The sequence below is a fragment of the Sporosarcina sp. YIM B06819 genome (assembly GCF_033485175.1).
Lineage (GTDB): Bacteria > Bacillota > Bacilli > Bacillales_A > Planococcaceae > Sporosarcina.
The window spans coordinates 142,675-155,553 of the sequence record NZ_JAWLIQ010000001.1 but is presented as its reverse complement, the minus strand read 5'-3'; the positions used below and the strand labels follow the sequence as shown (position 1 = coordinate 155,553).

Below are 12,879 nucleotides of genomic sequence, written 5' to 3'. Positions count from 1 at the left end.
TCCCTATATCATAAGGAAATAGCTTTTTTGTGCTGCTATTAAACAAACTTCACCATTTTATAATTTTTCTTCCCACGGCGGACAATGATAAACGCATCTTCTAGACGATCCCCTGCATCTACTTCGTAAGCCGTATCCGTCACGCGTTCACCATTCAAAGAAATCGCGCCATTCGTCACATCTTCACGCGCTTGGCGTTTCGATGGCGACACACCTGATTCAACAATAAAATCAACGATGTTTTTAGCTTCTTTCACCATTTCAAATGAAGGGACATCTTTAAATGCATCCTTCATTTCACCAGCCGTTAACGCCTTTAGATCACCACTGAATAACGCTTTCGAAATACGAATTGCCTGATCTAGTGCTTCTTGGCCGTGGATCAAACGTGTCATTTCTTCTCCTAATGTCAGTTGCGCTTTACGCAAATGCGGTTCTTCTTGCACAGACACTTCTAGCGCTTCAATTTGTTCGCGCTCCATAAATGTGAAAATTTTCATGTATTTAATAACATCAGCGTCTGTTGTATTAATCCAGAACTGGTAGAACTCGTACGGAGATGTTTTTGCTGCGTCTAACCAGACTGAACCGCCTGCACTTTTCCCAAACTTTGTACCATCGGCTTTCGTAACAAGTGGAATCGTAATTCCAAATGCCTTCACTTCTTCTTCATGTGTTTTACGAATCACTTCTAGACCTGTTGTAATATTGCCCCACTGGTCTGAGCCGCCGATTTGCACACGACAATTGTAATGGTTGAATAGATGATTAAAGTCGATTCCTTGAATTAACATATAAGAAAACTCTGTAAAGGAAATTCCACCTTCAAGTCGTGAAGCCACGTTGTCTTTTGCCAGCATGTAATTCACGCCTAGAAGTTTACCGTAATCACGTAAAAACTCGATAACGCTCATTGAACCAACCCAGTCATTGTTATTGACCATTTGCGCTCCGTTATCGGCATTAAAATCAAAAATTTGTTCCAACTGCCCTTTAATGCCTTCAACATTTTTCGCAATTTGCTCTGTTGTCTGAAGCTGCCTTTCATCAGAACGGCCCGATGGATCCCCAATCATGCCCGTTGCTCCACCAACAAGTAAAATCGGACGATGCCCGTGCATCTGGAAACGACGAAGCGTCAATAAAGGAACAATATGTCCAATATGCATACTGTCTGCCGTTGGATCAACGCCACAGTATAAAGAAATCTTCTCCTCATTCAATACTTTTTCAAGGCCTTGTTCATCTGTTTGTTGATATAATAAGCCTCTCCACTTTAAATCTTCCATCAATGCATTCGTCATTTGAATTCCCCCTAAAATGTTAGATAAACGTATTCTTAAGGTACTTGTGTTAGATAATCAATTACATCTCGACGTAATTGTGTCCAGATTTTTTCGAGCCCGTGGCCTACAGGAAGTAGGTCATGCAGTCGTGCGACAGGATGTCGCGCAATTAGACTGCCTTCTTTAGTTCCTTTAAAAATCTGTGACATCCGCCGGAGGCTTAGTTTGAACCAGTAGGGAGTTTGAGCTCCCTACTAGTTCAAATTAAAAAGCCCCTGCACGATTAAAAAATCATGCAGGGACGCTAATCACATCATTAACGCGGTACCACCCAGCTTGAGAAATACATGATTTCTCCGCTCAATATGCATTAACGCCGCATCCGCGTCACACTCCAAAGTTGTAATTCATGCACAAGGTTCCGAACAGCTTTCACCACCCGCTGTCTCTCTAAACGGTTCCATCGCCACTACTTCGACTTTTTCAACATGCAAATAAATATATATTCCCCATTCTAACTGAAATATAAAGGTTGTCAAATATTATCGATAGCACTCAATAAAAATGTGCTATAATAGGAAGGATTTTAGGGGGCGATTACTTGCGCGAACGTAGAAAAAACCGAATTGATCTTATAGAAGAAAAAATTGAATTAATGACTAAAACAAAATGGGCAAAAGGAATGCGCATCACTTCAGGAGTGATTTGGAACCTGTTTCTACTATTCATTGTTTTCGGACTAACACTCTCTGTTTTTGCCGCTTCAGTCGGTGCTGGTTATTTTGCATCCTTAGTAGCAAAAGAGCCGCTTCGGTCTAAAGAGGAAATGAGGGATGCTATTTTCAATTACGAGGAAACATCCGAAATCTATCTTGCAGACAATGTTTATATTGGAAAAATTAACTCTGACATCGAGCGAAAAGATACACAACTTGATCGGGTTTCTCCTTTTGTCATTGATGCTGTCTTTGCAACAGAAGATGAGTACTTTCAAGAACATAATGGAGTTGTGCCTAAAGCCATTTTCCGCGGACTTCTTCAAGACGTAGCAAATTCCGATAACCAAACAGGTGGGTCGACGCTTACACAACAATTAATAAAAAATCAAATTTTAACAAATGAAGTCTCGTATGAGCGAAAAGCGAAGGAAATTCTTCTCGCTATGAGAATAGAGCATTTTATGGAGAAAGACGAAATCCTACAAGCCTATTTAAACATCATTCCATATGGACGTAACGCCAATGGGCAAAATATTGCAGGGATTGAAACGGCGGCCGGTGGGATTTTCGCTAAAAAAGCAGCCGACTTGAATTTACCGCAAGCCGCATTCATCGCAGGCATTCCACAAGCCCCTTTCGCTTATACACCTTTTAAAAGTGGCGGTGGGCTCAAAGACGAACAATATCTCAAGCCTGGAATCGACCGGATGAAGACCGTTCTTTTCAGAATGAAAGAAACCGAATATATTACGGAACAGCAATACAAGGAAGCCATTGCCTATGATATTACACAAGACTTCCGCCAACCTGTCTTACGTGCCAATGAAAAGTATCCGTACTTAACACAAGAAATTCAAAACCGCACCATCGATATTTTAATGAAAATTATTGCCGAAAAAGATGGTGTTGATCCAGAACGTTTAGACAAGGAAGCAAAGCTCAAAAAAAAATATAAAATTTTAGCGACACGTTCTATGCAAAACGACGGCTATCGAATTTATTCAACGGTCAATAAGACCTTGTATGACGAGATGAATAAAGTTGGCCAGTCCTTTGAACACTACGGATTCACTTATACCCGCGAAGAGAAAGACCCACACTCTGGTGAAGTCGAATTGAAGGAAGATCCAGTTCAAGTCGGGGCCATTATGATTGAGAATCATACTGGGAAAATTCTCTCCTTTATCGGTGGACGTGATCATAGCAAAGAAGCGACTAACCACGCGACACAAGCTTTCAGACAAAATGGTTCCGCAATGAAACCACTTCTTGTCTATGCACCAGCTATCGAATATGGCTTCATCGGGGCTGGTAGTCCTGTTGTCGATGTTAAATTCAGTGTCCAACAACCAGATGGCACGATGTGGTCACCAAATAACTATACACAATCACTAGAACTCGGTATTGTACCGGCAAGAGAAGCTCTCGCAAGGTCATTAAACTTAGCGACCGCAAGGCTATACCGCGATATTATCGATCAAAAGCCTGCTGAATTCTTGAAAAAGATGGGTATCTCGAAATTAACTCCTGGCGACTATGTAAACTATTCCACATCTTATGGTGGAATGGACATCGGTATGAGTGTGGAGGAAAATACAAATGCCTTTGCAACATTTGCCAATGGTGGACAATTCATTGATGCATATATCATCGAGAAAATTGAAGATATGGATGGCAAAATTGTCTATGAACATATTGTTGAACCTGTCGACGTATTCAGTCCAGAAACAAGTTATATCATCACCGACATGCTTCGAGATGTTCTAAAAACAGGGGGCACAGGGGCTCAAGTTCCTAGACATATGAATTTTAGTACAGATCTTGCGGTTAAAACAGGAACAACACAAGGTTACGGGGATGCTTGGCTTGTTGGCTACAATCCAAATGTTTCTCTTGGGGTTTGGCTTGGCTATAAAGAGCGAAAGCGAAGCCTCTATTTCGGACTTGAGAGGCAAACCTTACATCCTTCTACAAGGACAAGTACGCTGTTCGCTCGTATTTTGAATGCCGCGAATGAAGTAGCTCCTGAACTGGTTGGCGCCTCTTCAAAATTCACGCAACCGGATGGAGTTGTCTCAAAGCCGTTCTGTGGCATATCTGGTCTTGCACCCTCGGCTGAATGTTCAGCTGCCGGGCTCGTAAAATCCGATTTATTCAATGCCAAGGCAATGTTACCAACAGAAGCAGATGATAGTATCATCTCTTCTTCATATGTCTTAGTAAATGGCGTTAAATATCTTGCACACCCTTCAACACCTATTGAATTCGTATCATCAGGTGGCACGGGAGTAAGTGAATCATTTATCGAACGGATGCTTGGACCGTGGAAAGGAGATGCATCAAAGCTATTTCCTGTGAAATCCGCTTTCTCATCCAACATTGTGGCTGGCTCCATTTTTGAAGTGGACGATGCGGCTCCCGCCCCAGTAAAACTGACGTTAAATGGTATGACCGCCACATGGGATGCTTCCGCTTCAGATGATGTAATTGGCTATTATGTCTATGAAGATGGCGCACAAATCTTGGTCATTAGAGATGGCGCACCAAAATCCTTCAACATTGGTGGAGGCTCGTATACTGTAAGAGCCGTGGATATTACAGGAAAACTTTCAGATGCCTCTAATAGCGTCATGATGGAGGTCATTGTACCTGATGTAGAAACGCCAGATGTTATACCTCCAGAAATACTTCCACCTGAAAATGGGGATAACAATGAAGGAAGTACTCCCCCATCTGATGGAGAAAACCCTGATGATGTCGGGGATGAATAACTAAAAGGGCTTGTTCGCTAGAGTAATAGCGAACAAGCCCTTTTATTCTTCACATAAGTATTAGTCTTCCATTGTTGACAAATCGCCCGTTGGCAAGTCCAATTCCCAAGCCTTCAATACGCGGCGCATAATTTTTCCGCTTCGCGTTTTTGGTAATTTATCTTTAAATTCAATTTCACGCGGCGCTGCGTGGGCTGCAAGTCCTTTTTTTACGAATTGACGAATATCTTCTTTCAATTCCTCTGTCGGCTCATAGCCTTCGTGTAGCGCGACAAATGCTTTGATAATTTCCCCCCGGACAGGATCCGGTTTGCCAATGACACCTGCTTCAATAATTGCAGGGTGCTCCAATAATTTACTTTCTACTTCGAACGGCCCTACACGCTCTCCGCTTGTCATAATCACATCATCTACACGGCCTTGGAAGAAGAAATAGCCATCCTCATCGATATATGCCGAGTCACCCGACACATACCACTCGCCATTCATGAAATAGGAATCATATTTCTCAGGATTATTCCAGATTTGACGCATCATAGCCGGCCAACCTTTTTTAATCGCTAAATTGCCCATATGATTCGGGGGTAGTATATTCCCTTGGTCATCGACGATTGCCGCTTCAATACCCGGAACTGGTTTCCCCATGGAACCTGGCTTAATTGGCAGGCAGCCAAAATTACAAATCGTCTGCGCACCCGTTTCTGTCATCCACCATGTATCGTGAATACGAAGTTTGAACGCTTCTGACCCCCAACGGATTACTTCTGGGTTAAGTGGCTCGCCAACTGACAAGATATGACGCAATGAGGAAAGATCGTATTTACTCATCGGTCCTTCTCCCACGCCCATTAACATCCGGAATGCTGTCGGAGCACTATACCATACCGTCACACCATATTCTTCAATTGCTTCGTACCAAGCATCTGCCGAAAATCTGCCGCCGACAACAAGTATTGTCGCTCCAACAAGCATCGGTCCAAAAATACCATAAGCTGTCCCCGTTACCCAACCTGGATCTGCTGTACACCAAAACGTATCCTCATCCTTCAAATCGAGCACCCAACGCGTTGTTTGAAGTTGCTGTACCATTGCTTCCTGAACGTGCAGGATGCCTTTAGGTTTGCCCGTCGATCCAGACGTATAATGAAGAAGTGTCGGGTCTTCCCGCTCCATCCATTCTACCCGGAAGTCTGATGAAGCATCTCCCATATATTTGTTATAATCAACAAAAATTCCCTCTTCTTTAATATTATCTCCTACCAGGAAAACGGTTTTCAGATGTGGCAATTTGTCCACTGGTATCCGGTCAACAAGTGCTGGCGTTGTAATAATCACCGTCGCCTCGCTATCCGAAAGTCGATCGTAAACCGCTCCTTCCATGAATGCCTCAAAAAGTGGTCCCACAATAGCCCCCAACTTCAATGCGCCCAGTAACGCAAAATACAGTTCTGGAGAACGTGGCATGAAGATGAAAATGCGATCTCCTTTTTCAAGCGGAGATTGATTACGCAACACGTTTGCAGCCTTATTAGACATCTTTTTCATATCTCTATAAGTATATGATTCTTTGCGATCAGCATCTTTATAGTAAAGTGCAACCTTATTTCTACGATAGGAATCTGCGTGGCGATCTACTGCTTCATGCGCAATATTAAATAGTCCACTTTCAGACCAACTAAACTCTTTTTCTACTTCAGCCCAACTAAAATCTGCAACCATACGGTCATAATTCCCCAATTGATATTCCCCTTGAACGACCGGCAACGTTTTCATGACCATCCATCTCACCCTTCCGAAAAAATATTTACACTATTCATTCTACATCATCTACTACTAAATTAGTTAACTAATATCACTTTTCTAATAGTTTTTATCGATTTGCTGAAAGAAGACTCCCAGTGATAAGCGGGAGATGAATTTCGGTTGGGCGACAGCCCAAAACACTCGCTTTAAAGGAACGTATATTCTATAATTGGATTATCTTGAAGCGAGGTGAAAGTCCATGCTGATCAACAAAGCTTATAAGTTTCGTATCTATCCAAATCAAGCCCAACAAGTTATCATTGCTAAAACAATTGGATGCAGTCGCTTTGTCTTCAATCACTTTTTGGATAAATGGAATTGCGCTTATAAAGAAACGGGTAAAGGACTAGCTTATGGCACTTGTTCAGCTGGTCATCCCTTGTTGAAAAAGGAATTGTCTTGGTTAAAAGAAGTAGATAGCATTGCCCTTCAATCATCCGTTCGTAATCTGGCAGACTCTTTTGACCGTTTCTTTAAGAAGCAAAATAATGCACCTCGTTTTAAATCGAAAAGAAATCCCGTCCAGTCATACACGACAAAACACACAAATGGAAATATCGCGGTTATTGGCAATGCCATTAAATTGCCCAAGCTGGGGCTTGTTAAACTTGCCAAAAGCCGTGAAATCACGGGACGTATACTAAATGCGACCGTCAGAAGAAATCCTAGTGGAAAATATTTTGTTTCGATTCTTGTTGAAACAGAAGTGTGTGAGCTACCTAAAACCCATACTTCTATCGGTATTGATGTGGGTCTAAAGAATTTCGCCATACTATCAGATAAAACCGTCTATGAAAATCCTAAATTTTTTCGTACGTTGGAAAAGAAATTGGCCAAAGCACAGCGGATTCTATCCAGAAGACAAGAACAAGCCATCCGGCAACAAAAACCTTTACATGAGGCGAAGAACTATCAGAAACAACGAAAAATAGTCGCTTGTATTCATGAAGAAATTGCGAATAAAAGAAATGATTACTTGCATAAAACCTCTACTGAAATCATCAAAAACCACGATGTTATCGGAATTGAAGATTTGCAGGTATCAAATCTATTAAAAAACCATAACTTAGCCAAAGCGATTAGTGAAGTGAGTTGGTCACAGTTCCGCACAATGCTTGAATACAAAGCAAAGTGGTATGGGAAGACAGTCATCGCTGTAGCGAAAAACTTTCCATCGAGTCAGCTTTGTTCAAGCTGCGGCTACCGCCATAAAGACGTTAAGGATTTCGCATTACGTGAATGGGTATGCCCAGAATGCAATTCAAGTCACGACCGTGATCGTAACGCAAGTATCAATCTTGAAAATGAAGCTATAAGACTTCTAACCGCAGGGACTGCGGGGCTAGCCTAATCCAAACTTTCGGTTACGAAGGTGTTCTTAGGAATCTCCCACCTCTAAACGTAGTTAAGGTGGGGGTAGTTCAATTTGTAAGAAACAGCGGGCTTTTAATTGTTGATTTTGTTGTATACTTAGAGCATGTGCATACCTAATGAGGCGGTGATCGTGTTGGAACATGTAAAAACGTATAACGCAATGGAAATTAAGCATAAGAACGGTGATATTATTATTGAAGGACCGATATCGGCAGGCGATCTTGAAGGATTGGACTTCCACGAAGATCTTGTCGCATTTAGACCTCCTGCCCAGCAACATAAAGCGTTAGTTGAAATCGCCGGACTGCCGGAAGGACGCATACTAATCGTGCGCGATATGAATACAGTCGTTGGTTACGTCACGTATTTGTATCCTGATCCACTGGAGCGCTGGTCACAAGGGAGTATGGAAAACCTAATTGAACTTGGGGCTATTGAAGTCATTCCTAAATTTCGAGGTGGCGGTGTTGGTAAATCACTACTGCGGGTTTCCATGATGGATGATGCAATGGAGGATTATATCATTTTGACAACCGAATACTATTGGCATTGGGATTTGAAAGGTACGAAGCTAAATGTTTGGGAATACCGCAAAGTTATGGAGAAAATGATGAACGAAGGTGGTTTAGTGTACTATGCAACAGATGACCCAGAAATATGTTCGCATCCTGCCAATTGTTTAATGGCACGGATTGGAAAAAGAATTACCCAAGATTCCATCCAACAATTCGATAGTTTACGGTTTATGAATCGATTCATGTATTGAAAGTGGAGGTATTCAAATGCTGATTGAAGAAATCATGATTAAAGAGGTCACAACACTTTCACCTTCCAACACAGTGAAAGATGCTCTTCAAACGATGCACCACAAAAAAATCCGTCATATACCCATTCTCTCGACGGAAGGTATGGTTATCGGTATTGTGACAGATCGAGACTTAAAAGAAATTGTCCCATCTTCTATTTCTGAAATAATCGACCATAGTGTTTACGATACTGCTCTTGCTGATGTTATGACGACAAACTTAATTATCGGTCACCCTATGGATTTTGTGGAAGAAGCAGCTGTCATATTTTATGACAATAAAATCGGTGCCCTTCCAATCGTTTCAAACAACCAACTAGTTGGTATTATCACAGAAACTGACTTGCTCTATAAATATATTGAATTGACAGGAGCACATCAGCCTGGTTCGCAAATTGAGGTCCGAGTACCTAACGTACCAGGTATCCTTTTTGAAGTATCCAAAGTCTTTCATGAACAGAAAACAAATGTCTTGAGCGTACTTGTCTATCCTGATAAAGAAAGTGATGCAACGAAGATTCTCGTGATCCGCATAAATTCTATGAATCCACTTAGTATTATCCAAGGATTGAAAGACAGCGGATTTGAGGTCCTTTGGCCAAACGTGCCGGGAGTAGTCCTATGAAAAAAGAAGCCACATTTATTTTTTCTGAAGAACAACTTGGATATTCCTTTTCAGATACCCATCCTTTCAATCAAAAGAGAATTCTATTATCACTTGATTTATTAAAGAAATCTGGAGCCATACAGGACAGCGATATCGTTCCGCCACGAATGGCAACGGATGATGAATTACTGCTTGCTCATGATAGTAAATTTATTGACATTGTTAAAAAAGCTGGAAAAGGGGAGTTACATGAAGATGTGAGTGACATTTACGGCATCGGCACAGATGATACCCCTATCTTCCCAAACATGCACGAAGCAAGCGCTATGCTAGTCGGAGGTACATTGACAGCAGTCGACGAGGTGATGGAAGGCCGCTCAAAGTATGCCTTGAATCTTGGCGGCGGACTCCATCACGGATTCCATGGCCGGGCCTCCGGCTTTTGTGTCTATAACGACAGTTCCGTCGCTATTAAATACATGCAAGAGAAGTACGGGGCACGTGTCCTATATATCGACACCGATGCTCACCACGGGGATGGTGTCCAGTGGAGCTTCTACGATGATCCATCAGTCTGCACACTCTCTATCCACGAAACCGGCCGCTACCTCTTTCCTGGCACTGGTAATATCACGGAGCGTGGCAATGGGACTGGTTATGGTACATCTTTCAATTTTCCAATTGATGCTTTTACGGAGGATGAGTCATTTCTATCCGTTTATAAAGCTGCTATCACGGAAGTGACTGAATTTTTTAAACCGGATGTTATTTTGACACAAAACGGGGCTGACGCACATTACTTCGATCCTCTTACTCATTTATATGGAACGATGGCAATTTACAAAGAAATTCCTCGTATTGCCCGGGAAATAGCCGATCAATATTGTAATGGCCGATGGATTGCCGTTGGTGGGGGGGGCTACGATATCTGGCGTGTCGTACCGAGAGCTTGGGCTCATATTTGGTTAGCTATGACTACGGATTCAGCCCCTACTGGCCCTCTCCCTGCGGACTGGCTCACAGCATGGCAAGAACAGTCTCCTGTGCCGCTCATTCCGACATGGGAAGACCCCAATCCACTTTATGAGCCCATCCCACGGAAAGCAGAAATAACCGAGAAAAATGAACAAATGCTTAGTCGGGCCTTACATATGATTCGCAATGAAAAAATGAATAAATGAAAAAAAGAGCGATGCCATCCCAATTAATGACATTGCTCTTTTATTATTTTGTTGAATCGCGTTCTTCAAGCCTGAATGGTAAAATGACTTGCTTGTCATCGACCTCTTCGCCGTTCATCAATTTCGTCAATAGACGCATCGAAACTGCACCTAAATCATAGAGCGGCACGACAATCGACGTCAATTGCGGTCTGACGACTCTTGGTAAAATGGAATGCTCAAAACAAATCAGTTCATAGTCGCTTGGTACAGATAGACCACTGTCCCTTATACCATTCAGCAAGCCGACTGCCAATACATCACTGCCTGTAAAAATAGCCGTCGGTTTACCCGGTAATTGAAAGATTTTTTTACAATCTTCATAGGCGCCATCATACGTATTTTCAATTTCAATAATCAGTTCTTCATTCACAACAAGTCCTGCAGCTTGTAGAGCGCGAATATAACCCGCTCTTTTACTAATGCGGTTGATATCCTTCGTCAGTGGCCCTGAAGCAAAAACAATACTTTTATGACCGTTGGCAATTAGTTTATTAACCGCTTCAAAAGCAGCTTCTTCATAATCAATATTCACTGTCGCCAATTGCTTTTCAACATCTAGCGTCCCCACTAAAACAATTGGAACACTCGCTGTCGACATCTCCTGTCGCACTTCATCAGAAATCGAATCACTCATGAAAATAAGCCCATCTACCTGTTTACCAAGATGGTCCTCAATCAATTCTACTTCCCTCGCTGTACGCTCATCAGAATTTGACAATATAATATTGTATTCGTACATCGTCGCCACATCTGCTATCCCTCGAGAAAGTTCAGAATAGAAGTTTTTTGAAATATCAGGGACAATCACTCCGATTGTCGTCGTTTTCTTACTCGCAAGTCCTCTCGCCACGGCATTTGGGCGGTAGCCAAGTCGTTCAATACAATCCAATACTTTTTTTCGCGTTGCGGGCTTGACGTTTTGATTGCCATTTACTACGCGTGAAACAGTTGCCATCGACACATTTGCCTCTCTGGCAACGTCATAAATTGTTACAGCCATTAGTTTTTAACTCCTTTCATCCTTCTATGTATGCAGCAGGGCCAGTCCTGTACTACTATAATAAATCAATTACGCCAAGGTGTAAATTAAGTTAAAACGCCGGAACCATGAAGGTCCGGCGTCTGTACTTATTAAACGGTTTGATGAGTGTTCATGAATCGTGCAATTGCTTCGTAAAATTCATCAAACTGTTGCAAGTCCATCTGTTGTGCAGAATCGGACAATGCGACTGCTGGATCAGGATGTACTTCCGCCATTACGCCGTCTGCGCCTACTGCAATTGCAGCTTTTGCTGTCGGTAGTAACAAGTCTTTTCTACCTGTTGAATGCGTTACATCAACGAATACTGGTAGATGCGTTTCTTGTTTCAAAATTGGAACAGCTGAAATATCTAATGTGTTACGAGTTGCCCGTTCGTAAGTTCGGATACCACGTTCACAAAGAATAATTTGGCTATTTCCTTTTGACATAATGTATTCAGCAGCATGAATGAATTCTTCGATTGTTGCAGCTAAACCACGTTTCAGAAGGACTGGTTTATTAATCATACCAGCTTCCTTCAACAATTCAAAGTTTTGCATGTTTCGTGCGCCAATTTGAACGACATCGATATAATCCATTGCTTCTTCTAGATGTGAAGGTGTAATGATTTCCGTTACAACTGAAAGACCTGTTTCATCAGATACACGCTTTAGAATTTTCAGACCTTCTAAGCCGAGGCCTTGGAAGTCGTATGGCGATGTACGTGGCTTGTAAGCACCACCTCTAATCATCGTCAACCCTTTAGCTTTAATCGATTTTGCGACAGCTAGTACTTGCTCATACGATTCAACTGCACATGGACCGTAAATGAATGATGGATTGCCATCACCAATTTTGTGACCATTAATATCAATAATTGTATCCTCCGCTTTGCGTTTACGTGATACAAGTAATGCATTGCGTTGTTCATCTTCTTGTATTTCAAGTGCAGACATAAAGATCCCTTTAAAAATCTGCTCGAGAACTCCATTTGGCAACGGACCGTTGTTATACTCTTTCAACGAGTTAAGCATTTCTCGCTCGCGAATTGGGTCATAACGATTAACACCTTGCTTCTCTTTCACTTTACCAATTTCTTGCACTGCAGCTGTTCTTTCGTTAATGAGATCCAAAACTTTGATGTTTAGCTCGTTTATACGGCCACGTAATTCATCTAGTTCATTCTGTTTCATCTGTCCGTCTCCTCCCCCACATATGATTCCCTTTCCGAAGAGGGGAATATATGTTACATTTTTAGATAATAGACCTA

General features: G+C 42.0%; 9 protein-coding genes. 5 read left to right on the top strand and 4 right to left on the bottom strand.

Going from position 1 to position 12,879, the window contains the following annotated elements; translation table 11 throughout:
* Positions 1-38: 38 nt before the first annotated feature.
* Positions 39-1,304 (bottom strand): tyrosine--tRNA ligase, encoded by a 1,266-nt coding sequence (gene tyrS / locus R2B72_RS00780; protein ID WP_318614193.1) that lies wholly within the window; start codon positions 1,302-1,304, stop codon positions 39-41.
* Positions 1,305-1,887: 583 nt separating this feature from the next.
* On the opposite strand from tyrS, the gene R2B72_RS00775 reads away from it, so the two are divergent.
* Positions 1,888-4,776: a transglycosylase domain-containing protein gene (locus tag R2B72_RS00775; RefSeq protein ID WP_318614192.1), complete on the top strand. Its 2,889-nt coding sequence runs from the start codon at positions 1,888-1,890 to the stop codon at positions 4,774-4,776.
* Positions 4,777-4,836: 60 nt separating this feature from the next.
* On the opposite strand, the gene acsA is transcribed toward R2B72_RS00775, so the two are convergent.
* Complete coding sequence (gene acsA / locus R2B72_RS00770) at positions 4,837-6,555, bottom strand: acetate--CoA ligase (RefSeq protein WP_318614191.1); 1,719 nt, start codon at positions 6,553-6,555, stop codon at positions 4,837-4,839.
* A 226-nt stretch (positions 6,556-6,781) separates the two neighbouring features.
* On the opposite strand from acsA, the gene tnpB reads away from it, so the two are divergent.
* The 4 genes from tnpB (at position 6,782) to R2B72_RS00750 (ending at position 10,546) form a co-directional block, all read left to right on the top strand.
* On the top strand, positions 6,782-7,930 hold the full coding sequence (gene tnpB, locus R2B72_RS00765) for an IS200/IS605 family element RNA-guided endonuclease TnpB (protein WP_318614359.1): 1,149 nt from the start codon (positions 6,782-6,784) through the stop codon (positions 7,928-7,930).
* Positions 7,931-8,086: 156 nt separating this feature from the next.
* Complete coding sequence (locus R2B72_RS00760; RefSeq protein ID WP_318614190.1) at positions 8,087-8,719, top strand: GNAT family N-acetyltransferase; 633 nt, start codon at positions 8,087-8,089, stop codon at positions 8,717-8,719.
* 16 nt (positions 8,720-8,735) lie between these two features.
* The gene (locus R2B72_RS00755; RefSeq protein WP_318614189.1) at positions 8,736-9,383 is read left to right on the top strand and encodes an acetoin utilization AcuB family protein; all 648 of its coding nucleotides are present in this window, start codon (positions 8,736-8,738) and stop codon (positions 9,381-9,383) included.
* Positions 9,380-10,546 carry an acetoin utilization protein AcuC gene (locus R2B72_RS00750; RefSeq protein ID WP_318614188.1) on the top strand — a complete coding sequence of 389 codons (1,167 nt, stop codon included), beginning with the start codon at positions 9,380-9,382 and terminating at the stop codon, positions 10,544-10,546. The genes R2B72_RS00755 and R2B72_RS00750 overlap by 4 nt, the downstream gene beginning before the upstream one ends.
* Positions 10,547-10,589: 43 nt before the next feature.
* On the opposite strand, the gene ccpA is transcribed toward R2B72_RS00750, so the two are convergent.
* Together ccpA and R2B72_RS00740 are read right to left on the bottom strand one after the other, a co-directional pair.
* The gene (gene ccpA / locus R2B72_RS00745) at positions 10,590-11,588 is read right to left on the bottom strand and encodes a catabolite control protein A (protein ID WP_318614187.1); all 999 of its coding nucleotides are present in this window, start codon (positions 11,586-11,588) and stop codon (positions 10,590-10,592) included.
* Between the two features lie 131 nt (positions 11,589-11,719).
* Positions 11,720-12,802: a bifunctional 3-deoxy-7-phosphoheptulonate synthase/chorismate mutase gene (locus R2B72_RS00740; protein WP_318614186.1), complete on the bottom strand. Its 1,083-nt coding sequence runs from the start codon at positions 12,800-12,802 to the stop codon at positions 11,720-11,722.
* Positions 12,803-12,879 lie beyond the last annotated feature (77 nt).